Source organism: Streptomyces sp. NPDC001700, from assembly GCF_053596435.1.
In genome coordinates this window covers 259,453-282,085 of sequence record NZ_JBSFGE010000012.1, presented here as the reverse complement: position 1 = coordinate 282,085, position 22,633 = coordinate 259,453, and the positions used below count along the sequence as shown (strand labels likewise).

General features: G+C 73.4%; 14 protein-coding genes. 5 read left to right on the top strand and 9 right to left on the bottom strand.

Annotated features, from left to right (window positions below; genetic code table 11):
• Positions 1-110: 110 nt before the first annotated feature.
• Entirely contained in the window at positions 111-1,430 is a 1,320-nt protein-coding gene (locus ACWC5C_RS23770) for a glucarate dehydratase family protein (protein WP_450878261.1), read from the bottom strand.
• The gene (locus ACWC5C_RS23765) at positions 1,427-2,386 is read right to left on the bottom strand and encodes a 5-dehydro-4-deoxyglucarate dehydratase (RefSeq protein WP_450878259.1); all 960 of its coding nucleotides are present in this window, start codon (positions 2,384-2,386) and stop codon (positions 1,427-1,429) included. The genes ACWC5C_RS23770 and ACWC5C_RS23765 overlap by 4 nt, the downstream gene beginning before the upstream one ends.
• 119 nt (positions 2,387-2,505) lie before the next feature.
• Here ACWC5C_RS23765 and ACWC5C_RS23760 point away from each other — a divergent pair, with 119 nt between their 5' ends.
• On the top strand, positions 2,506-3,300 hold the full coding sequence (locus ACWC5C_RS23760) for an IclR family transcriptional regulator (RefSeq protein WP_450878257.1): 795 nt from the start codon (positions 2,506-2,508) through the stop codon (positions 3,298-3,300).
• 14 nt (positions 3,301-3,314) lie between these two features.
• Here the strand turns inward: ACWC5C_RS23760 and ACWC5C_RS23755 are convergent, their stop codons facing one another.
• The 5 genes from ACWC5C_RS23755 to ACWC5C_RS23735 all read right to left on the bottom strand — a co-directional run bounded on the left by ACWC5C_RS23755 (position 3,315) and on the right by ACWC5C_RS23735 (position 12,874).
• On the bottom strand, positions 3,315-4,310 hold the full coding sequence (locus ACWC5C_RS23755) for a helix-turn-helix transcriptional regulator (protein WP_450878255.1): 996 nt from the start codon (positions 4,308-4,310) through the stop codon (positions 3,315-3,317).
• Between the two features lie 107 nt (positions 4,311-4,417).
• Positions 4,418-8,116, bottom strand: coding sequence for a S8 family serine peptidase (locus ACWC5C_RS23750; protein ID WP_450878253.1), 3,699 nt, complete (start codon positions 8,114-8,116; stop codon positions 4,418-4,420).
• A gap of 172 nt (positions 8,117-8,288) precedes the next feature.
• Positions 8,289-9,839: a GMC family oxidoreductase gene (locus tag ACWC5C_RS23745; RefSeq protein ID WP_450878251.1), complete on the bottom strand. Its 1,551-nt coding sequence runs from the start codon at positions 9,837-9,839 to the stop codon at positions 8,289-8,291.
• Positions 9,840-9,851: 12 nt separating this feature from the next.
• Positions 9,852-11,408, bottom strand: coding sequence for an APC family permease (locus ACWC5C_RS23740; protein ID WP_450878249.1), 1,557 nt, complete (start codon positions 11,406-11,408; stop codon positions 9,852-9,854).
• The gene (locus ACWC5C_RS23735) at positions 11,405-12,874 is read right to left on the bottom strand and encodes an aldehyde dehydrogenase family protein (RefSeq protein ID WP_450878247.1); all 1,470 of its coding nucleotides are present in this window, start codon (positions 12,872-12,874) and stop codon (positions 11,405-11,407) included. The genes ACWC5C_RS23740 and ACWC5C_RS23735 overlap by 4 nt, the downstream gene beginning before the upstream one ends.
• 1,011 nt (positions 12,875-13,885) lie before the next feature.
• On the opposite strand from ACWC5C_RS23735, the gene ACWC5C_RS23730 reads away from it, so the two are divergent.
• Entirely contained in the window at positions 13,886-17,314 is a 3,429-nt protein-coding gene (locus ACWC5C_RS23730) for a hypothetical protein (protein WP_450878245.1), read from the top strand.
• A 45-nt stretch (positions 17,315-17,359) separates the two neighbouring features.
• On the opposite strand, the gene ACWC5C_RS23725 is transcribed toward ACWC5C_RS23730, so the two are convergent.
• Entirely contained in the window at positions 17,360-18,661 is a 1,302-nt protein-coding gene (locus tag ACWC5C_RS23725) for a helix-turn-helix domain-containing protein (protein ID WP_450878243.1), read from the bottom strand.
• A gap of 205 nt (positions 18,662-18,866) precedes the next feature.
• On the opposite strand from ACWC5C_RS23725, the gene ACWC5C_RS23720 reads away from it, so the two are divergent.
• Together ACWC5C_RS23720 and ACWC5C_RS23715 are read left to right on the top strand one after the other, a co-directional pair.
• Positions 18,867-19,496 (top strand): hypothetical protein, encoded by a 630-nt coding sequence (locus ACWC5C_RS23720; RefSeq protein ID WP_450878241.1) that lies wholly within the window; start codon positions 18,867-18,869, stop codon positions 19,494-19,496.
• A 109-nt stretch (positions 19,497-19,605) separates the two neighbouring features.
• Positions 19,606-20,289: a GOLPH3/VPS74 family protein gene (locus ACWC5C_RS23715; RefSeq protein ID WP_450878239.1), complete on the top strand. Its 684-nt coding sequence runs from the start codon at positions 19,606-19,608 to the stop codon at positions 20,287-20,289.
• Positions 20,290-20,319: 30 nt separating this feature from the next.
• On the opposite strand, the gene ACWC5C_RS23710 is transcribed toward ACWC5C_RS23715, so the two are convergent.
• The gene (locus ACWC5C_RS23710) at positions 20,320-20,736 is read right to left on the bottom strand and encodes an SsgA family sporulation/cell division regulator (RefSeq protein WP_450878237.1); all 417 of its coding nucleotides are present in this window, start codon (positions 20,734-20,736) and stop codon (positions 20,320-20,322) included.
• Between the two features lie 241 nt (positions 20,737-20,977).
• Between ACWC5C_RS23710 and ACWC5C_RS23705 the strand changes: the two genes are divergently transcribed.
• Positions 20,978-22,507, top strand: coding sequence for a sigma factor (locus ACWC5C_RS23705; protein ID WP_450878235.1), 1,530 nt, complete (start codon positions 20,978-20,980; stop codon positions 22,505-22,507).
• Positions 22,508-22,633: the final 126 nt, after the last annotated feature.

The window sequence follows — 22,633 nt, the reverse complement described above, 5'->3', positions numbered from 1 at the left end:
GGTGAATCGGTTCAACGTCAAGGTGACGTGCAAACCCGGCCCGGGCCGCCCCCGTAGACGGCCCGGACCGGGCAGATGGTGCGTACTACCAGCAGTACCAGCGGTGCGTACTACCAGCGCGGAATGGCCGGGGTCACCCACTCCGGGTCGGCGACCCGCATCGCGGCCGCATCGTCGCGGTCCCGCATCGTGCCGTCGTCGTCCAGCCAGCGCTGGTGCAGTACGGCGAGCCGGTCACGGTCCAGCTCGACGCCGAGCCCGGGGGCGTCGGACACGTCGAGACGGCCGTCGCGGAAGGTGAGGCGCTCGGTGATCACGTCCTCGGTCTGCCACGGGTAGTGGCTGTCGCACGCGTAGTCCAGGTTGGGCACGGTGGCCGCGACGTGCGTCATGGCGGCCAGACTGATGCCCAGATGGGTGTTGGAGTGCATGGACAGGCCGACGCCGAAGGTGCGGCAGATGGCGGCCAGTTCGCGGGTGTTGCGCAGCCCGCCCCAGTAGTGGTGGTCGGAGAGGACGACCTGCACCGCGCCCTTGGTGAACGCCTCCCGGATCTCCCCGAAGGTGGTCACGCACATGTTGGTGGCCAGCGGGACACCGGCGGACGCGGCGACCTCGGCCATCCCGGGCGTACCGCTGGTCGGGTCCTCCAGGTACTCCAGGACGTCCCGCAGCTCCTCCGCCACGTGCAGCGACGTGGGCACGGACCAGGCGCCGTTGGGGTCCAGGCGCGTCGGCTGGCCGGGGAAGCGCTCGGCCAGGGCGCGGATCGCGGCGATCTCCTCGTCCGGCTCGAAGACGCCGCCCTTGAGCTTGAAGGAGGTGAAGCCGTAGTCGCGGGAGAAGCGCTCCGCCTGCGCGACGACCCCGGCCGGGGTGGTGGCCTCGTCCCAGTCGTCGGGCTCGCAGGCGACGCCGTCCGGGTGCTCGGCCCAGCGGTAGAAGAGGTACGCGCTGTACTCGACGCGGTCGCGGACCTTGCCGCCGAGCAGCGCGTGCACCGGCAGGCCGGTCGCCTTGCCCCACGCGTCCAGGCAGGCCACCTCGAAGCCGGAGACGATCGACAGCCGCAGCTTGTCCGCCGTCTGGACGCCGCGCAGGCCGCCGACGTCGACCGAGTTCTCGACCCGGGAGGCGTCCACCGCGACCTCGTCGGCCAGGGTGAAGAGCCCGTTCAGGTCGGTGACGCCGTGGCCGGGCAGCTTCTCGGCCAGCGGGCGGGCCAGGTCGAGGTACTTGGTGTCGCCGTACGTCTCGCCGATGCCGGTCGTGCCGTCCTCGGTGACCACCTCGATGATCAGCCGGGGGGTGTAGGGCTGGTGGACGCCCTGGGTGTTCAGCAGCGGGGGGTCGGCGACGAGGATAGGCGTCAGCCGCACCTCGGTGATGGTCAATCCCTGCGCCTGGGTCGTGCCGGTCGTCTGCGTCATCGTGCGGCTCCCACGAGGTCGAGTCCGGTGGTCAGCAGTGCTTCGAGGTCGGCGAGATCGTCCTTGCCGGGGTCGGCGAGCGGTGCGCGCACCGGGCCGACCGGCCGCCCGCGCAGCCGCGCCGCCGCCTTGACCAGCGAAACGGCATAGCCGGGGACACGGTCGCGCAGCTCGACGAGGGGTACGTAGAAGTCGCGCAGCAGCCGCTCCACCGTAGCGTCGTCGCCGTCGCGCTGGGCGGTGAAGAAGGCGTTCGCGATCTCGGGGGCGAAGGCGTGGACGGCCGACGAGTACGCGGTGATGCCGATGCTGGCGTACGGGCGGGCCTGGACCTCTGCGGTCGCGGCGCCGTTGAAGAACAGGAAGTCCTCCGGCGCGGCGAGCTTCAGGCGCTGCAGCCGGTCGAGGTCGCTGTGGCCGTCCTTCAGGCCGATGACGCCCGGGGTGCGGGCCAGTTCGCGCAGGCTGTCCATGGTGAACGCGACCTGGTCGCGCTGGTACGCGATCAGCGGCAGCCGGGTGCGGGAGGCGATCTGCCGGATCTGTTCGACCAGCCCCGACTGCGGGCCCTTGACCAGGTAGTGCGGCAGGACGAGCGCGGCGTCCGCGCCCGCCTCCTCCGCGATCCGGGCGAACCGCGCCGCCTGCGCCCAGCCGTAGCCGATCCCCGCGACGACCGGCAGCCGGCCGTCGGCCTCGCGGACGGCGGCGGTGATGACGTCGCGGTACTCGTCCTCGTCGAGGGAGAAGAACTCGCCGGTGCCGCACGCCGGGAAGATCGCGCCCGGGCCGGTCTCGATCTGCGCCGCGAGGTAGTCGCGGTAGGCGGGCAGGTCGAGTGCGCTTGCTCCCTGGTCGGTGGTGAAGCTGGTCAGCGGGAACGAGAGCACGCCGCTCGCCATCCCGTCGCGCAGCCGGGCCGCCGTCGTCGCCGCATCGGCCGTGAGGGCCGTCATGTCTCGTCTCCCTATGTAGATGGCGTCTACGTATGAAGATAGAGGTTAGGAATGCGCACACGGGGGCGTCAATAGGTGGGACGTGAGCGGGTGGCCTCCCGCGGATTACGATGCGACCCATGGCGGAAACCGGTGGCGTACGCGAAGTGAAGTCTGCGGGCCGCACGGTGCAGCTCCTCGAACTGCTCGCGGCCCGTGGCGACCAGCCCGCCCGGCTCCGGGAGCTGGCCGAGGAGCTGGACGTGCCGCGCAGCAGCATGTACGCGCTGCTGCAGACCCTGATCGACCGGGGCTGGGTGCGTACGGATGTCACCGGCTCGCTGTACGGCATCGGCATCCGGGCCCTGCTGACGGGGACGAGCTACCTCGACAGCGATCCGCGGGTGCGGGCGGCGCGGCCCTATCTGGACGAGGCGTCCGACGCGCTCGGCGAGACCATCCACTTCGCCCGGCTGGACGGCGGCGACGTCGTCTACCTCGCCACCCGTGAGTCGCACGAATACCTGCGGCCCTTCAGCCGGGTGGGCCGCCGCCTCCCCTCGTACGCCGGGGCCCTCGGCAAGGCGCTCCTCGCGGAACGCCCCGACGACGAACTCCCGCTGCCGGACGGCCCCTTGACGCCCCTCACCCCTCGGACCCACCCCGACCGCGCCTCCCTCGCCGCCGACCTGGCCCGCACCCGTGAGCGCGGCTACGCGGTCGACCGCGAGGAGGGCGTCACCGGGATCGTGGGCTTCGGCTTCGCCCTGCGGTACGACGCTCCCGCCGTGGACGCCATCAGCTGCTCCGTACCGACGGCGCGGCTGGCGGCGGAGGGGCGGGAGGAGCGGATCGTGGCGGTGATGCGGGAGATCCGCGAGAAGATCGAGGCAACGGCCCCGAGGGCGGGCGGCGCGACCCCGCAGTGGCGCTAGGGGGTGGGGGGAAGCTAGGCCCAGCCTCGGTGGGCGGCTCTTGCGCCTGCTTGGAAGCGGCCTCTCGCTCCCAGGCGGAGTTGGAGGCTGCTGATGCGGCGGCGCAGGGTGCGCAGGCTTATGCCCAGGTGGCGGGCTATCGCCTCGTCCTTCATGCCCACCGCCAGCAGGCCCACCAGGTCGCGGTCCGCCTCGGTGAGGTCTTCGTGGCCCTCGTCGCGGACGCCGCTCAGGGGTGTGGCCTGCTGCCAGAGGGTTTCGAAGAGGGTGCGGAGGGCGTCCGTGAGGGCGGAGTGGCGGACGATGACGGCGCAGTAGCCGGGGCCCGCGTCCGCGCTGGTCAGCGGGAGCATGGCGGAGCGGCCGTCGACGACCAGGAGCTTCATGGGGACGGTGGGGAGGACCCGGGCCTGTTCGCCGAGGGCGACCATGCCCTCGGCGTAGGCGAGGAGTTGGGGGGTCTCCAGGGAGGAGACGGAGTAGATGGTGCGGTACGAGACGCCGCGGCGCAGCACCTCGCCCTGGAGGTCGAGCTGCGGGGTGAGCGGGGCGAGGTAGGGCGGGGCGTCGAAGAGGCAGATGTCGTGTTCGGCGCGGGCGTACAGCTCTTCCAGCCGCGCCGCGTTGGCGCTTTCGCCGTGGACCACTTCGATCAGGCCGGACGGTTCGGCGCGCAGCAGCCCGGCCGCGTAGACCTTGGCCATGTCGTCGGCGGTGGCGGCGAGGAGTTCGGACTCGGTTTCGCGTTTGCGGATGAGGGCCCGTACGGCGACGCGGGGGTCGACGGGGCGTGGCCCGCCGGTGGAGTCGGGGGCCTGGAGGAGGCCGAGGCGCAGGAGGCGGGCGCAGCCTCGGCGGACGCGGGAGGGGGAGGTGCGGAGCAGTTCCGCCCAGCCGGTGACGCCCGCGTCGGGCTGGTGGAGGATCGCGTGATACAGCGTCTCGTCGAAGTCGGAGACCCCCGCCGCGGCCCAGGGGCTCGGATTCGCGGCAGGGGTCCCGTCGGTCACAGGCACGGGTCTGCTGTCCACTTGTGGCGGCTCCAGCGCGTCGATGCAACGATTCAATCAACGGCACGCTAGACGGTGTTCGTTACCACCAGAGGACGGCTTTCGGCCTACTTCAGGCCATATGCACGAATGACCGTTTGATCGATTCGGTTGCCGTCGGCGTCGGTGGCCTGGACGCGCAGGCCGGTGAAGCCGTTGGTGGCGCCGAGCCGGGGGTGGTTGACGGTGGCCTCGTAGGCGGCACCGTCGCGCTGGAGTTTCACCGCCTTCCAGGTGGCGCCGTCGTCGTAGGTCACCCAGGCCTTGACGGTACGTACCTTCGCGGCCGCCGCGCCCTCCTGGTGGCGCGGGGTCAGGCCGAACGTGAAGCGCTTCCCCGCCTTGGCGCGACCCAGCAGGTCAACGCCCAGGTCGTAGTCGAGGGAGAGCAGGGGGAGGGGAGTCTTCTCGGTGGTGTGGGCGGAGTGGAAGTTCCACTCGGTCTGCGTTCGGGTGGAGTACGCGGACCACTCGGCGGTCCGACGTGCGTCGATCGTCAGCCGGTACGCGGCCTTCGCGGCCGGTACGGCGAAGGTGCCCGAGCCGTACTGCGCCTCGCCGACCAGCTCGCCGTCCGCGTACAGGCTGGTCTTCACCGCGTCCACGCCGTCCTTGGCCGCGCCCGCGGAGCCGTAGTGTCCGGCGCCCGAGTCGGAGAACTCGGGTACAGAAAGCGTGAGTTGGTCACCCTCGCGCTCCGAGGTGCCGAATTCGGCGGAGGTCGTGGGGCGGATGACGGGGGAGAGCCAGTTCACGGTCTCCTTCGTCCCGGGCGCGTACGTCGTGAGCGGCGCCCACTGCCGTCCTGCGCCGTCGTAGTCCTGCATGGCGGTGCGCCACACGCGGGTGTCGGGGTCGGCGCTGTAGTACTCGGTGCGCTCGGTGCCCAGCGGCACCTCGGCCTTCTGCTCCACCGAGAAGAGCTGGTAGGGGCGGAAGGTGTGGGTGGCCTCGGCGCCGAGGTGGCCGCCCTTCACGGGGGCGTGGTAGCGGGCGTTGACCTTGTGGGTGGTGCGGCTGTTGAGGGGGTACGTGAGGTCCGTGCCGATGGCGTCGTGCTGGGGCAGCAGCACGTCGTACACGTACGGCGTGTTGGCCGTGCCGCCCAGCTCGACGGTCACCCCCTTGCCCTGGCCGTCCAGCAGTGAGAGCAGCTTGTCGCCCTCCTCGCCGGGCAGCGACATCACGGGGATGGTCGCGCTGTCGACCGCGGTGATCCACAGACCGAGCGTGGTCTTGCGGTAGACGAGGACGTACGCGGCGCCCGCCTTGGTGGCGTTGGCGACCGCCTCCTCGGGCCAGCCGTCGGGCGCCAGACCCACCAGCACGGCCTTGCCCTTCACATCCAGGCCCTCGAAGTCCTCGGCCGTACCGGCCCCGGCGGACACCACCCGCACCTTCCGCTTGCCGTCGATCTTGACGGGCCAGCCGGTGTACGTGCCCGCGTACTCCGGGTTCAGCGTGACCCGCTCGGGGCTGGTGACGCGCGCGGTCAGCTTCGTCTTCTCCAGTCGCCAGCGGCTGTAGAACTCGAAGAGGCCCTGGGTGACCTTCTTGGTGGGCGCCGCGTAGATGTGCTTCTTCCACTTGCCCATGGAGTAGGTGAGGCCGAAGGAGGAGCCGCCCTTCAGCTCCCGGTGCCAGGAGGTGATCGGACCCTGGGACTCGGCGTCCTTCTCCTTGGTCTCCGGCTTGATCTCGACGGCCTTGCGGGCGTCGAGGGTGAGGGAGACGTCGCCGTTCAGCTCGATCTCCGGATCGCCCACGATGCTCGTCGCGATCTCGTGCTTGCCGCTGTCGTAGACCGGGATCCAGGTGGCGAGGGAGTACGTGCCGGGCGGCAGCTGGAAGGTGTCGGAGCCGCCTACGTAGCCGAACTGGTTCTGGCTGATGTCACTGAGCCGCTGGAGGGTGTAGAGCCCGCCGGGTGACTGCTTGCCCTCCCGGTCCAGCAGCGTGACGTTGAGGTTGTGGAGCTTCTCCGTCTTCTCGTACGCGACGGCCGTGGTCACCTTGACCGTGCCGCCCGCGCCGTCGTCGCCGGTGGCGGTGATGTATCCGGCGTGGCGGCCCGCCGCCGCCTTGGTCGGGTCGACGGTGACCAGGGTCTTCACCTCGCCGTTGGCGGGCACGGTCACGGTGTCGGAGCCGAGGGTGAGGGAGTCGCCGCCGACCGAGGACGCCAGCTTCAGCGTCACCGGCTGGTCGGTGGCGTTGGTGTACCGGATGGTCTTGGGGTCGGCCTCATCGGCGTCGTACGCGTAACTGCCGTAGTTGAGGACCGGGGTCCCGAACACGTTCTGGGCGGCCGCGCGCGGTACGTCGACCCGGCCGTCGCCCTGGGTGAACGGGCCGTCCGACGCACGCGTCTTGGCGGTGCTGGCCAGGGCGTCCTTGATCTGCTGGCCACTCCAGTCGGGGTGCGCCCCGGCGACGATCGCCGCCGCGCCCGCGACGTGCGGCGTCGCCATGGAGGTGCCGCTGGAGGCGGTGTACAGGTCGTTGACGGGGGTGCCCATGGACGTACCGGCCGCGCGGGCGGCCGTGATGTTCACGCCGGGCGCGGTGATCTCGGGCTTGACCGCGTAGTCGCCGGTGCGCGGCCCACGGCTGGAGAAGGTCGCCCACTTGTCGGACTTGTCGACGGCGCCGACCGTGAGGGCCGAGTTCGCGATGCCGGGCGTCTCCACCGTTCCCTCGAAGGGGCCGGAGTTGCCCGCCGCGATCACGAACAGCGCCCCGGAGGACGCCGACAGCTGGTCGACCGCCTCGCTCAGCGGGTCCGAGGGACCGGTCGCCGGGCCGCCGAGCGACATCGAGACGATCTTGGCGTCGGAGGCGGCGGCCCACTCCATGCCCTCGATGATCCACGACGAGTAGCCCTCGCCCGCGTCGTTCATCACCTTGCCGACCAGCAGCTTCGCGCCCGGCGCCACGCCCTTGTACTTGCCCTCGGACCCGGCGCCACCGCCCGCGATGGTGTCGGCCACATGGGTGCCGTGGCCGTGGCCGTCCTTGACGGTCTGGTCCGGCACGAAGCTCTTGGAGTCGGCGACGGCGTCCTTGACGTCCGGGTGGGTGGCGTCGATGCCGGTGTCCAGCACGGCGACCTTGACGCCCTCGCCGTCGTGTCCGGCCTTCCACATCTCCGGGGCGCCGATCTGCGGGACGCTGACGTCCAGCGACGCCTTGACCTTCCGGTCCAGCCAGAGCTTCCGTAACCCCTTGTCACGGCTGACGTCGGCCCAGAAGTCCGCCGCGTCGGCCTTGCGGGCGCTGAGCGCCGCACCGTCCACGCTGCTCAGGGCGAGGGTCTTGCGCGCGCCCTCGGGGGCCGGGTGCGCGCCGTCGCCTCGGTAGGTGGCGATGACCGGGATCGAGCCGGTCTTCCGGTCGTCGTAGCCCTGCTTGATGAGCTGGGTGATGTTGAACAGGCCCGCGTCGATACGGCCCTTGTCCATCAGCCGGAGCGCGTCGACGGGTACGACGCTGATCTCCTTGTTCTGCTGGGCGGTGACGAACTCCGCCGACTCGCGGCCCGGCGCCCGCTCCACCTCCACGGCGTACTTGCCGTCGGGGCCGGTGGTGACGGTGACCGTGTCACCGGTGATCAGGGTGACGGTGTGCTGTTGGGTACGAACCGGCTGGGCGGCCTGCGGGGCCTGCGCGGCGGACTGGGACGGCCGGGCACCGGCCACCGGGGTGGCCAGGACGGCCACCACACCGGCGGCGCCCACCACAGCCACAAGGCGACGCGATCTTCGCATCGGCTGGCTTCCTCCCTCATCGCATCCGACTCTGCTGTCGGAAGGTGCGATCAGAGTGGTCGCCGGGGGTGTGCGGGCTCAAGGGATGGCTGTGGCCGGGCGGTGCCAACGCCCCCCTTGGCCACGGGAGTTGCACCAGACGCCTACGTGGCCACGGAGTTACACCAGACGCTTACGCGTTGCCGCGCCTCAGCAGCTCGGCGCACTTCTCGCCGATCATCATCGTCGTGATGCACGGGTTGACGGCCACCAGATGCGGCATCACCGAGCCGTCGGCCACCCGCAGCCCCGCCACCCCCTTGACCCGCAGCTGCGGGTCGAGCGGCGCGGCCGGGTCGTCGGGCGCGCCCATCCTCACCGTGCAGGACGGGTGGTAGACGGTGTTGTGGGTGTCGCGGATGTACGCGAACAGCTCGTCGTCGGTGTCCGCGCCGGGCCCGGGGGCGAGTTCGGCGCCCGCCCACAGGGCCAGCGCGGGGCGGGCCACGATGTTGCGGGCCAGCCGCAGCCCGTGGATCATCACGCGGATGTCGTGGTCGTGGGTGAAGTAGCGGGGGTCGACCCTCGGCTTGTCGCGGAAGTCGCGGGTGCGCAGCCGTACGGTGCCGGTGGAGCGGGCGCGGGTGACGTTGGGGGTGAGGCAGAAGGCGTTCTCGGACGTCGGATAGCCGTGGCGGTAGGTGTTCATGTCGAACGGCACCGAGCCGTAGTGGAACATCAGGTCGGGCCGGTCGAGATCCGGTTCGGTGGCGGCGAAGATGCCGATCTCCCACCACTGGGTGGAGCTGCGGACCATGGGCTGCTCCGCGTGCCACATGATGACGCCCTCGGGGTGGTCCTGGAGGTTCTCGCCGACGCCGGGGGAGTCCACGATCACCTCCACGCCCGTCTCGCGCAGATGGTCCCCGGGCCCGATGCCCGACAGCATCAGCAGCTTCGGGGTGTCGATGGCGCCGCAGGAGACGACCACCTCGCGCCGCGCGTGCACGGTGTGGGTGTGGATCAGGTCGGGGGCGAGGTAGTCGACGCCGATGCAGCGGCGGTCCGGGTCCAGCAGCAGCCGCTTGGCCTGCAGCCCGGTGCGTACGGCCAGATTGGGGCGCCCGGACATGACCGGGTGGAGGTAGGCGACGGAGGCGGAGCAGCGGGTGCCGTCCTCGCGCGCGTTGATCTGGAACCAGTGGGCGCCGCGCACTACGGTCCGGCCGGTGTTGAACGGGGTGACCGGGATGCCCGCCTCCTCGCACGCCGCCAGCAGCGCCCGGCCGCACGGGTCGTGCGGCGGTACGGTGCGCAGGGTGACCGGGCCGCCGCGGCCGTGGTGGTCGCCGGGCGCGTCGCTGCGCTCCAGCCGCCGGAACAGCGGGTACGTGTCCTCCGCGCTCCACCCCGTACAACCGCCCTCGGCCCACTCGTCCAGGTCCTCGGCGGGCGCCCAGAAGGCGATGCAGGAGTTGTGGGAGGAGCAGCCGCCGAGCACGCGCGCGCGGGCGTGGCGCAGGAAGCTGTTGCCCTTCTTCTGCGGCTCGACGGGATAGTCCCAGTCGTAGCCGGACTCCAGCAGCGCCATCCACCGGTCCAGCCGCAGGACGCTGTCGTCGCCGACGTCCGAGGGGCCCGCCTCCAGGAGGCACACCGACACCGCCGGGTCCTCGCTCAGCCGTGCCGCGACGACCGACCCGGCCGTGCCGCCACCGACCACCACGTAGTCGAACTCGTCCACGGGCGCTCTCCTTCACGTGGTGGTCGGAGCGGCGTGCTCGGCGAGTACGCCGGTGTGCTTGCGCTGCACGAACCAGTAGTAGGTGAAGCCACCGAGCGCCACCACGCCGATGAACAGGACCGCGCCCCAGCGCAGATACCAGTGCTGCGGGCCGGTCGCGTTGTACACCTCGGCGCGTGGCCAGGCCAGGTTGACGGACATCGCGATGCCCCACAGCACGGCCAGCGCGTTGACCGGCGTACCGAACCGCCCCAGCGAGAAGCGGCCCTCGGCGGGCTGCCACCGGCCCCGCAGCCGCCGCACCAGCATGGGCAGGGTGACCAGCAGATACGCCAGGTAGATCATGATGATCGCGATGCTGGTGACCACCGAGAAGATCTGCGGCTGGTTGATGTTGATGACCAGGATGCCGACCGCCACCAGACCGATCAGGACGGCCGGGAGCACCGGTGTCTGGAAGCGCGGATGGACATGGGCGAGCCGGGAGCCGCCGGGCAGGTTGTTGTCCCGCGCCATCGCGAACATCAGCCGGATGCTGGCGGTGTGCACGGCCAGCGCGCACACGGTGATCGCGATGACCACGCACCACAGCATGATCTCGCCCATGGTGTGCCCGAGGGTGGACAGCACCACGTACTGCAGACCGTCCTCCGCCAGCTGTTTCGCGTGCAGGTTCTCCACCGCCATCAGGGCGAACAGCAGGATGAACCCGCCGATGAGGAACGACGCGACCAGCGCGCGCAGAATCGCGCGCGGCGCGTTGCGGCCCGGGTTCACGGACTCCTCGCCGAGCGACGACGCCGTGTCGAAGCCGTACATCACGTACGCGGAGGCGAGCGAGGCGGTCAGGAACGCGCCGAAGTAGCCCAGATGCTGGCCCTCGCTGCGGCCGAAGGTGTCCAGCACGACGGACGGGCCACGGGTGAAGTGCGCGGCCAGCAGCAGGATCAGCACGATCGCGGCGACCAGCTCGATGGCCACCCCGGCCGAGTTGATACGGGCCATCAGCTTCACCCCGAAGCCGTTCACCAGGGTCGTGAACAGGACCAGGATCGAGCCGAGGACGACCGCGTTGGCCGCCCGCTCGGTGCCGCTGCCGCCGTCGCCGACGAACTGGAACCACGCGGAGATCTGCGGCAGCGTGATCTGGTACGCGAGCGCCACCGCGGCCAGGGACACCATCGAGGCCGTCATCATCATCCAGCCGCCCAGCCAGCCGACGTGCGGGCCGCCCAGCAGCTTGGACCAGTTGTACACCGACCCCGCCACCGGATAGCGGCCCGCCAGCTCGCAGAAGCACAGCGCCACCATCAGCTGGCCGAGGAACACCATCGGCCATGACCACCAGTACGCCGGACCGCCGTGGGTCACGCCGAAGTAGAACAGCTGGAAGGTGCCGGTGAGGATGGAGATGTAGCTGATCCCGGCGGCGAAGGTGTGGAAGTTGCCGAGTGTGCGCTTGAGTTCGGGGCGGTAGCCGAGTTCGGTGAGTGAGTCGTCGTCGTGTGCGGTGTCCTGGCGGGGGCCTTGGCGGGGTGAGTCGGGCTCGGTCGGTTCGGCCGCCGTCACGTGAACCACCGCTGGGGGCGGGGCGCGGTGTTGCGCCAGATGTGCTTCGTCTCCTGGTACTCGTGCAGCCCGGCCGGGCCCAGCTCCCGGCCGATGCCGGACTGTTTCATCCCGCCCCACTCGGCCTGCGGCACGTACGGGTGGAAGTCGTTGATCCAGACCGTTCCGGCGCGCAGCCGCGACGCCACGCGCTGCGCCTTCTCCGCGTCCTGCGTCCACACCGCGCCCGCCAGGCCGTACACCGTGTCATTGGCGAGCGCCAGCGCCTCGTCCTCGTCCCGGAACCGCTCCACGGTGAGCACCGGGCCGAACGACTCCTCCTGCACCACCGTCATGTCCGGCGTGCAGTCGTCCAGGACGGTGGGCAGGTAGTAGTGGCCGCCCGCGAGGGACGGCTCGTCGGGGGGTGTTCCACCACAGCGCAGCACCGCGCCCTCGTCGATGCCCGCCGCCACGTAGTTGGCCACCTTGTCGAGGTGCGCGGCCGAGATCAGCGGGCCGGTGCGGGCGTTCTCGTCGAACGGGCCACCGAGCCGGATCGCCCTCGCGCGCGCCACCACCTCGTCCACGAACGCGTCGTGCAGCTGCTCCTGGACCAGCAGCCTGGCGCCCGCCGAGCACACCTGGCCGGAGTGCAGGAACACGGCCGTCAGCGCGTAGTCCACGGCGGTGTCGAAGTCGGAGTCGGTGAACACGATGTTCGGGTTCTTGCCGCCCAGTTCCAGGGCGAGCCTCTTGACGGTGGGCGCGGCCGCCGCCATGATCCACCGGCCGGTCACCACGCCGCCGGTGAACGACACCATGTCCACCCGCTCGTCCGTGACCAGCGGCGCACCGGTCGTGGACCCCGCCCCCAGGACGAGATTGGCCGCGCCCGGCGGCACCCCCGCCTCGGTCAGCAGCCGCATCAGCCCGATCGCGGTGTGCGGGGTCAGCTCGCTGGGCTTGAGGACGAACGTGTTCCCGGCGGCCAGCGCGGGTGCCACCTTCCAGGCCGTCTGCAGCAGGGGATAGTTCCACGGCGTGATCAGGGCACACACCCCGACCGGTTCCCGCACCACCCTGCTGTCGATCTCCGGACTGCCGGTGTCCAGCACCCGGTCCGCGCCACCGGCGGCGACGAGGTGGCCGAAGTAGCGGAAGCACCCGGCGATGTCGTCGAGGTCGTACTCGCTCTCCACCAGCCGCTTCCCCGTGTCCAGGGACTCGGCCCGGGCCAGATCCGCCTTGTCGCGCTCCAGCAGATCGGCCACCCGCAACAGCAGCCGCCCCCGCTCCGTGGCGGGCGTGCCCGGCCACGGCCCCCGGTCGAACGCGTCCCGCGCCGCCGCGACGGCCATGGCCACGTCCTTCGCCCCGGCCTCGTCCACGGAGGCCACCAGGGCCCCGTCCGCCGGGCAGCGGATGTCCCGCGTCTGTCCGTCGAGGGTGGCGGTCCACTGCCCGCCGATGAACAGCTCCGGCATAGTGCCCCCTCTGCCTGGGGTCCCCCGGCCAGTCCACACCCCGAGCGTAAACGCCCCGCCCCACCCCCGCACGACGTAAGCCCCCGTCCGGCCCCGGCGGCAGGCGGCGGCCCGTGCGCCCGGGCAGGGCGGCACCCGGCCGCCCCCCGGCCTGGCGCCCGCGCCGCTGACGGCCACCGGCCGAGAGCCCCGTACCCGACCCGCCCCGGCCCTCCGGGCGGGGAGGGGCATGGGCCAGCGCACCCCTGTCCCCAGCCGCCGCGTCGCCCGTCACCCGCCCGCCGACGCCGGGCCCAGCCCTGCGGGCTGAGGTCGCGGGGCCGGGCGCCCCTGTCTCCGGCCGCCGCCCTCTGGGGCGTGCCGGATCGCCCGGCGCGCGGCTGCCCCGGCTCTCCGCCCGGGTCGGTACCCGGCCGCCTGCCCGGGGCGCAGCTGGCGCCCTGCCATGTGGCGCGGCTACCGGGAGCCCCGCCTCGGCGGTCCGGCCCTCCGGGCGGGGAGGGGCAGGCGCGGAGCGCCCTGTTCCCCTCCGACGTCCCGGGGCGCGCCGTTTGGCCCGGCCCGGCTGTCGACGTCGCCGGGCCTGACCCTGCGGGCTGAGGTCGCGGGGCCGGGCACCCCTGTTTCCGTCCGCTACCTCTGGGGCGTGCCGGATCGTCCGGCACTCGGTTGCCGCCGCAGGTCGCCCGGCGCGGGCCGGGGGCCGGTGTCCGGTCCGGTTGGGCGGAGCGGCCTGTTCCCTTTCGCCTGGGGCGCGTCGCATGGCCCGGTGTCTGGCTGCCGACGTCGCCGGGCCCACCCTCCGGGCTGCAGTCGCGGGGCGGGGCGCCGTGCTGGGCGCCCGGCGCCCGGTCGCCGACTTCGGTCGACGAACCGGTCCCTGGCGGCGCGCCCGACGCGCATTCGTCGCTCTGCCAGGCGGCACGGCCTTCCGGGCGGGGGCAGGGGCGGAGCCCATGGTTCGGGGAGGGGCGGGGTGGGGGAGGCCTACCCGGTGGGGGAGTGGGGCAGGTGGCGGGGAGAATCCTCGGCATGGTGTACGACCCCGACGCGTCCCGCGTCCTCGCCGACGAACTGCTCGCCGCCCTCGACCCCTTGCCCTATCCGCGGCGCATGCGGGAGTTGGCCCTGCGGGTGCGGGCGGCCAGTGCGCGTGGGCAGTTGGCCGGGGTGGTGGGGGAGCTGGCCGGGCGTGGCGGGTACGAGCGGCGGCTGGCCGCCGCGGCGGCCGCCATCGGCGGGCGGACCGGGCATCTGGAGACGCTGCTCACCGACCCCGACCCGCTGGTGCGCGGCCACGCGCTGCGGGCGCGGGTCCGGGACGAGGCGCTGGAGGCGGCGTTCGAGGACGCGCCCGCCGCCGTACGGCGCCAGCTCATCCGGGCCGTCGTGGCCCAGCACCGCACCGCGCTCGCCGACCGCCTCGTGGAGCCGCTGCGGGAGCGCTGGGGCGACGCCGAGGCGGCGCGGCTGTTGCCGGGGTGCGGGGCGGACACCGTCGTACGGCTGCTGCCCGCGGTGTTCCACGCGGTCGGCAGCTGGCGGCCGCTCACCACCCGCCACCCCGCCGCCGTCCTCGACGAGGCCGAACGGCAGCTGACCGCGCTGCCCGAGGCGCTGCGCGCCGGATGGTGGCAGCGGTACGCGCCCGGCGTGGCGCTCGCCGCCCGCGCCGAACCGCACCGCGTGCTGGACCTGCTGGAGCGGCGGTGCCACAGCCCGCTGCCCACGCCGATACAGCACCGGCTCGGCACGCTGGTGGCCGCCGATCCCGGCCGTACGATCGATCTGCTGCTCACGCCCGAGCACACCCAACTCCTGTGCGGCCCGGGGCTGGAGCGGGCCGTGCTCCGCCGCCTCGTGACGGCCGATCCGGCAGAACTCGACGCGCTGGGGCGGGAGTTGGCGCGCGACGCCGAGTCCCTGGCGCGGCTGCTGGCCGCCCTGCCGCCCGCCCGCCGCGCCGCGTTCTTCGACGCCGCCACCGCCGACCGCGACCCCGCCCACGCCGTCCTGGCCCCCGCCGTCCTCGACGCCCTGCCGCGCCCGCGCCGCCAGGAGGAGGCGCGCCGTATGGCCACGCAGGCGCGCGAGCGCGGCGCGCACTGGGCCACGGTGCTCGAAGCGGTCGCGTATCTGCCGGTCGAGGAGGCCCGCGACGAGCTGCTGGCGGCCACCCGCCGCCCCGCCGCCGACGACCGCGCCACCGCCTACCCGCTGCTGATCCGCAACGCGACCCGCTCCGGCGACCCGGACGCCGTCACCGCGCTGCTGCGCCAGCTGGAACGGCTGCGCAACGAGCAGGACCCGGTACGCCACGCCGCCCTCGGCGCGCTCGCCACCACCCCGCCCAACCTCTTCACCGACGACGCCGCCGAACCCCTCGACCGGGTCGCCACCGACGCCATCCAGGCCCGCGACTCCTCCGCCGCCACCCGCCGCGCGCTGCGCCGCCTCGCGGTCGCGCTGCTGCGCGAACACGCCGTCACCGGGCGGCGCGAACTGCTCGGCTGGGCGCTGCGCACCGTCACCCGGCTCGCGGGCAGCGTCGGCGCCGCCGACCTCGGCCGCCTCGACCACCAGTTGCGGCGCGGCCAGGAACACGCCGTGTTCGAGGCGCTGCGCCCCTGGCTGGAGGCGGGCGCGGAACGCGTCGACCACGAGCTGACGTTCGCCCTCGCCCGCTCCCTCGGACGGCGCGCCCACACCCTGCCCGAGCTGCAGGAACTGCTGTGGCAGGCCATCGCGTTCGGGCGCGGCGAGACCGCCCGTACCGCGATCGCCCTGTGGCTGGAGCCGCCCCGCGAACGGGACGCCCGGGTGGCCGAACTCCTCGCCCAGGAGCCCTCCGCCGCCGTCCTGCCGCCGGTGCTGGCGGTGCTCACCCGGCGCCGCACCGACCTGCTCGACGTCGCGCTCGGCGACACCCCGCCGTACGGCCGCTTCCTCACCCACGGCACCCACTGGACGCCGCCCACCGGCCGCGACGCCGCCCGCTGGCTGCCGCGTCAACAGGCCGCCGCCGCCCGCCTCCTGGCCAAGGCCGCCGCCGACACCGACCTGCCACCACCCGAACGCGCCTCCGCCATCGCCCGCGCCGCACCGCTCGACGAGGGCGCGCCGCTGGTCAGGACGTGGGCCGCCGCCGACGACGTGGTGCTCGCCGAGGCCGCGCTCGCCGCCCTGCCCCGCACCCGCCGCCCCGGGGACGCCCTGCCCCTTTTGCTCGCCCACGCGGGCGGCGACCGCGCGCGGGTAGCGGTGTACGCGGCGGCCAGGGGCGCCCGGTACGTCGCGCCGTCCCGGCTGGACCGGCTCATCCGCGGCGTGCTGGCGCCCGACGGCGTCGCCACCGCCGTACCGTCCGTCCCGCCCAAGATCACCAGCCGTAAGGAGGCCGCCCGGCTCGCCGCCACCCACCTCCCCGTCCCCGACGCGGCCACCCTCCTCGCCGACGCGCAGGGGCTCCCCGGCCAACACCCCGACGTCCAGGCCGTCTGCGTACGCTTCGCGGCCCGGCTGCTCGGCACCAAACGCGCCTGGGAACTGCTGTCGGCCGCCGCCGGGGGGCGCCGCGAACTGCGCCACGCCGTGCTCCGCACCCTCCCGCTCGACCTCCCCGAACTCCACCGCGAGCGCTACGCCCAGCTCATCCGCGTCGTCTGCGACACCGAGGACCCCGAAGTGGCCGCCTCCGGCCACGCCGCGCTCGCCCGCTGGTCGCCCTGGGCGCCGGACGCGGCCGCGCTGCTGGTCGCGGCCGTCACCGACCTGGGCAACCGGGCGAGCTGGCGGTCCGCCGCCGACGCCCTGCTCGCCCTCATGGCCGCCGCGCCCGACGGCACCTCCGAGGACAACCCCCTCGCCTGGGCGCTCGCCGCCCTCGTCACCGCCGACGCCCGCACCGGCATGCCCGACGCCGAACCCGACCGGGACCGGCCCGCCCGCCAGCGCATCCGCCACCTGGCCGCCCAACTCGCCCAGCGCGGGCGGGTCCGGCCGCGCGAGATGCGGCGCCACGCGCTCGGCGCCGCCGAACTCCTCGCCGGGTACGAGACGTTCGTCCCCGAGGCCGCCCAGGTCCTCGTCCACGCCCTCGACCTGGACGCCCGGCCGAGCGCGCTCACCGCCGCCCTCGCCCGCCTCGCCCGGCTGCACACCTCCCGCCCCGCGCTCGCCGCCCGCACCGCCGACGTCCTGCGCGACCGGCTCACCGCCGCCGCGCGACCGGGCGGCCGGGAGGGGCTGCTGCGCGCCGCGTCGCAGCTGGAGGAGGACGGCGGACACGCCGCCGGGCTCTTCGCCGCCGTGCTCACGGGCGTCGGCGGCCCCCGTACGGAATGGGCGGAGCCCTGGCGGGAACGGGTGCGGGGCTTGCGGCAGCACCCGCACCCGGACGTGCGGGACGCGGCGCTGCGGCTGACGACGGCGGGGGAGTAGCGCTCAGGCCGGGGGAGCAGGGCTCAGGCCGGGGGGGGGTAGGTGCTACGTGCTCCCGTGCCAGGCCCCGTCCCCGTAGTCGTACCCGTACGCGGGGCGGCCCGTGACGCCGCTGGTGCGGAACGGCGCGCCGTCGTCGTCGATCCGCACCGTCCCGGAGCGGTCCCCGCTCGTCCACTCCAGCTCCAGGTACCAGCGGCAGTCGCAGCCCGCCGTACGGGCGTTGACCAGCAGCACCTCGGGGTCCGACGCGGAGACGCGGTACGGGAAGCGGACGGCGGGGATCGGCTTGCCCTCGTCGTTGCCGTCGGTCGGGCGCGCCTGGGGCCGGGCGGCATCCAGGTCGACGGAGAAGGCGCGCGGGGTGAGGGCGCCGCCGCAGCCGTTGTCCATGGCGTACGACGACCAGGCGAGCGGCGTACGGCGCCCCACGACCCGTACGTGCAGGGCGCGCAGCACGACGGCGGAATCCGCCCGCCCCTGGACGGTCACCTCGACGTTGGTGGTGCCACCGTGCACCGCGTCATGGGCGGCGGCCCAGGCGGGGGCGTCCTGCTCGGTGGGCGGCGGGGCGACGTCGGCGGGCGGCCGGTCGATGAGGTAGCGGTGGTCGCAGCCGTTCTCCCAGACGTGGGAGCGGGTGCCGAGGGTGAAAGGTAACTGGGCCTTCCCGGGCGGCCGGGACGCCGCTGTGCTGCCGCCGCGCCGCTCCGGTGTCCCACTGTGCGGCGCGCCCGACCGCGTCGTCCCCTCGCCGGTCTCCTTCCGCTCCAGACGGCCCCGGGCGGTGGGCCCGGCGGTGGGCGGGCGCGTGGCGGGGGCCTTCGGTGTCGCGGTCGCGGCCGGGGGCGAGACGGCGCTGTGGTTCCTCGGCCCGCTCCCGCCCCCGCTGCCAGACGACGACCGCACCTCCACGGCCGTGACGGCGAGGACGACAACGGCGGCCGCCCCCGCGACCAGCGCCCACGGCCGGGTACGCCACGCCGGGCGCCCCTCCCCGCCCGACGGCACGTCATCCGGAACGCTCCGTAACCGCCCCCGCCCGGCCGCCGCACCGCCCGTCGCACCGCCCCGGCGGGCGTCGGCCAGGAGCCAGCGGCGGTGGAGGGCGAGCAGTTCGTCCGGGGTCGCGCCGCACAGCCGGGCCAAGCGCTCCACCGGGGCGTAGTCCATGGGGACCGCGTCGCCGTTGCAGTAGCGGTGCAGCGTGGACGTGCTGACGTTCAGACGGGTGGCCAGGGCCCCGTAACTGCGGCCCGAGCGCTCCTTCAGCGCGCGCAGGCTTCCCGCGAACTCCTCGACCTCGTCGGCCCCATCGCCCGTACCGCCCCCATCGGCTCTGCCCACCGGCCCGTCCCCCATTTCCCTCTGCCCCTTTCCGCGCGCGCGTTCCAGGGCGTCGTCATTCCCCCAAGTCAGCGTACGTGCGGGCGTTCCCGCGTCCCGGATGCCACGCTTCCCGTAGCGGTGGCGGCGCGGTGCCGCGCAGTCTTGGGCTGCCGCCGTGAGTTTGGCGGTTCTTCCACCAAATGCGAAGCGAGGAGACCTTTCCATGCGTATGTCTCGACACACACTCCGCACCGCCGCCCTCGGCGCCCTGACCGCGACCGCCCTCCTGGCCGGGGCCGCGACGGCGACGGCCACCGCGACCGCCGCCCCGGGCACGCCCGGTCACCTCGTACCGAAGGAGCTGCCGCCGCACCCGTCGTCGGACTGGTACGCGAGCGACGTCACCCCGGGGCTGCCGGAGAACGTCCCCTTCTGCGTCGAGGGCACGCTGCCCTCGGCCGGGGCCACCCATCGGACCTTCTGGACCGAGTACGACACGAGCGCGAGCCAGGTCGTCGTCAAGGCCGCCACCGTGGACGCCGCCCGCAAGCTCGCCGCGGCCGCCGAGAAGAAGGTGCGCAACTGCGCCGCCGACTGGCAGCGCGACTACCCCGAGGGCACGGCGTCCTGGCGGGACTACGGCACGCTCCCGGCCGAGGACGGCGCCCATGTGTACGGCGTCCACACCTCGTACCCGGACTCGGAGCCGGGGATCCACCTGTACGGGGTGGGGCGCGACGGGCGGACCGTCACCGTCGTTGAGTGGGGCGAGATGGGGAACTACGAGCACGCGCCGGTCGACGCGTTCCGGCGGACGACCACCACGGCGGTCGTGAAGCTGCACCACCCGTAGCACCCCCGTAGCACCCGCAACGCCCGAGGGTGCGCGTCGCCGTCGCCCGGGAGGGCACACGCCCTAGGGTCGGGGCACCCGCCCGACCGGATCATGCCCGGAGGATCCCGTGCCGAACGGTTCGCTCTCCCTCGCCGCCACGCTCTATCTGCTCGCCTTCGACCCCGGCACCGGCAAACCCGTCACCCACCTGGGCTATCTCGTCCAGGCCGGGGCGCTCACCGAACTGGCGCAGCGCGAGTTGCTCGTCGACGCGGACGGCTGGCCCAAGCCGCTGCCGGACGCGCGGACGGGTGACCCGGCGCTGGACGGGCTGCTGGAGCTGATCGAGGAGTCGCGGCCGCGGCGCTGGGGGACGTGGGTGGGCCACCATCCGCAGGTGACCGAGCGGGCCGTACGGGACCAGCTGCGGGCGGCCGGGTACCTGCGCGTGAGCACACGGCGGGTGCTCGGCCTGTTCCCGGTCAGGGAGTACGCGCTGGAACGGTCGCAGCTGGTCGCGGAGATGCGGGACGAGGCGGTGGGCGTCCTGGCCGGGGGACGGCCCGTGGCCGAGGTGTCCGAGCGGGACGCGGCGCTGATCGCGCTCGCCGCCGCGGGCGGGCTGACGACCGTCGTCACCCACAAGGACCTCAAAGCGCACCGGAGGCGCATCGCGGAGCTGGAGGCGCGCAGCGGCGCGCCGGGGGCCGCGCTGGAGGGCGTGGCCGACCAGGTGCGGGCGGCGCTCGCCGCCGCGGTCGCCACGGCGCTGTCGGCGGCGACCGCCGCCGCGACCACGACCACCAGCTGACCCGGGGCGAAACCCGGCACTGAAAAAGGTTCAGGCCGCGTCTCTGAGCAGCGACGCCAGCCCGTCGTCCAGGTCCAGCTCCCCGCCCTCGGACCCCTCGGGCACCACCGCGTACGAGCGGTCCAGGAACCGCCGCAGGTCCGCGGTGTCGAACTGCACCATCGCCATCCCCTCGGGCGCGTGGAACTCCAGTACGGTGCGTTCCGTTCCACACGGCCACATCTGGACGTCACCGCTGCCCGCGGGTCCGCGCAGCCCGGCCGCGAGCAGTTCGCGCCCAAATGTCCACTCCACGGCGGTGCCGTCGAGGGACGCGGTGGGCGGGAAGGAAACGCGGACGGCGAACGGATCGTCCCGCTCGTAGCGCAGGCACGCCGGGATGGCGCGTGCTTCCGGGGTCGACGCGATGAGGTGGGCCTGGACTGCTTGGTCGATGACAGTGGTCACAACGCCTGCTCCCTTGCGATCGGTGCGAGCCTTCGCCGTCTCTACGTCCATAAGACGTACGGGTGAAGTGGCCAGTGCACCCGCGGTGGGCGTGACGTGCGTCACGACTGGTTTTTCGGGGGGACATACGGCATTTAGGCTTGCCAAATCCATGCTCGGTCTCGGGTCCCGTGCGGAGCTGTTACAAAACTTCCGCCGCACTCCGCTCTCCCGAGGCACCCACCCCAGGGGTTGTTCCACCATGACCGAACGTCCCGCGGCGCTGGACGCGGCCGCGTACACCCGGCTTTACGAATCCGAATATCCACGACTTGTCGGGTACGCCCGCACCCTCACCGGCAACCCCTGGATGGCGGGAGACCTCGTCGCCGAGGCCTACTTCCGTATCTGGCGGCGGCTGCGCGCGGGGGAGTCCATCGAGGCCGACGCCCTGCCGGGCGAACTCACGGGCGCCGTGCGCGGGCTCGCCGTGGCCTCCGTGAACTGGGGCCCGCCGCAGCAGGCCTCGCTGCTCGAACCGCTGATACGTGTCCTCGGCGAGCTGCCGCAGCGCTGGGTCAAGGCGCTCTGGCTCGCCGAGGCCGAAGACCTGCCGCCGGAAGAGGCGGCCCGTCGTACGCGTACGACCACCGAGGCCGCGGCCGCGCTCGTGGAACGGGCCCGGGAGAGCCTGCGCCACGAGTTCCTGCGCGCGCAGCCCGGCACTCCGGCCAGCGCCGCCTGCGGTGGCCACTGGGACGGACTGCCCGGCCATGTGCAGGGCGCGGACGATCCGCACCAGGCCGAGCGGATCGCGGTGCACATCGACGGCTGCCCGGACTGCCGGTCCCGGATGGAGCGGCTGGTGGCGGCCGATGGCCGACTGGCCGCGCTGACCGGCCCGGCGCTGCTGGCGCTGTACGACCGGGGCACCGCGCCGTATCTGCGGCCGCTGGCCGCCGCGGCCGGAATGGCCGCGACGAGCGCCGCCGCGGCGGGCGCCGGAGCCGCTGGGGTGGGCGGTCCGGCGACCGTGCCGATCGGCGGCGCGCACGCGGCTCCGGCGAACGGTCCGCTCGTCTCGGGTCGGCGCTCGATGGGCCACCTGATGCACGGGCAGGTGCGCGAGGCCGGGCCGGTGGCGGTCGCGGTGGCCGGGGCCGGGGTGCTGTTCGTCGCGGGTGCGGCGATCATGACGGGGCTCGCCCTCACCAACGGCGGCGCGGCGGAGGCGGGCCAGCCTGCCGCGGTGGCGTCGGCGCCGAGCCACAAGTTCTCGGACGCGCCTGATTCTTCGGGTACGTCCGGTTCCTCCGGTACGGACGCCACCGAGGCCGCGTCGCGGACGCCGGACAAGCCGCACGCGGATGGCAAGCGCGAGGGCGAGGCGTCCCGGGGTCGACCGGCCACGGGCACCGGGCCCTCGGGCGTACCGTCGAGCGCGGTGTCGCCGTCGCGGTCCACCGAGCCGTCGTCCGCTCCCTCGGATCCGTCGTCTTCGGAACCGTCAGAAAAGCCCACGGCTCCGTCGAAGCCCACCAAGTCGCCCGATCCGACGGAAACCGGTTCGACTCCGACCTCCGAGCCCACCTCCGAGCCCTCGTCTCCCTCGCAGGACCCGACGGACGACGGTGGCTCAGGTGGCGGCTCCGACGACGGCGGCAGCGGCGACAGCGGCGGTACGGCGGACCCGCAGGACACGCCGAGCCAGCCCGACACCCCGACGTCGGCGCCGACCGACGACTCGCAGAAGTGCGTGTCGCTGCTGGTCCGGCTCTGCGTGAACAAGTAGCCCGGCACGGCTGACGGCTCTTCGGCGGCGCTCGCGATATCTCGCGGGCGCCGCCGAGTGCTGTTCCCCACAATCCACGGCGATATGGACGGCGTACCGCCCATGGGCTAGCTTCCACCCCCATGA

What these genes read in the sequence shown, in the direction of transcription:
- ACWC5C_RS23770 (WP_450878261.1), bottom strand. Translation starts at nt 1,430, where the DNA reads ATGACGCAGACGACCGGCACGACCCAGGCGCAGGGATTGACCATCACC.
- ACWC5C_RS23765 (WP_450878259.1), bottom strand. Translation starts at nt 2,386, where the DNA reads ATGACGGCCCTCACGGCCGATGCGGCGACGACGGCGGCCCGGCTGCGC.
- ACWC5C_RS23760 (WP_450878257.1), top strand. Translation starts at nt 2,506, where the DNA reads ATGGCGGAAACCGGTGGCGTACGCGAAGTGAAGTCTGCGGGCCGCACG.
- ACWC5C_RS23750 (WP_450878253.1), bottom strand. Translation starts at nt 8,116, where the DNA reads ATGCGAAGATCGCGTCGCCTTGTGGCTGTGGTGGGCGCCGCCGGTGTG.
- ACWC5C_RS23735 (WP_450878247.1), bottom strand. Translation starts at nt 12,874, where the DNA reads ATGCCGGAGCTGTTCATCGGCGGGCAGTGGACCGCCACCCTCGACGGA.
- ACWC5C_RS23720 (WP_450878241.1), top strand. Translation starts at nt 18,867, where the DNA reads ATGCGTATGTCTCGACACACACTCCGCACCGCCGCCCTCGGCGCCCTG.
- ACWC5C_RS23705 (WP_450878235.1), top strand. Translation starts at nt 20,978, where the DNA reads ATGACCGAACGTCCCGCGGCGCTGGACGCGGCCGCGTACACCCGGCTT.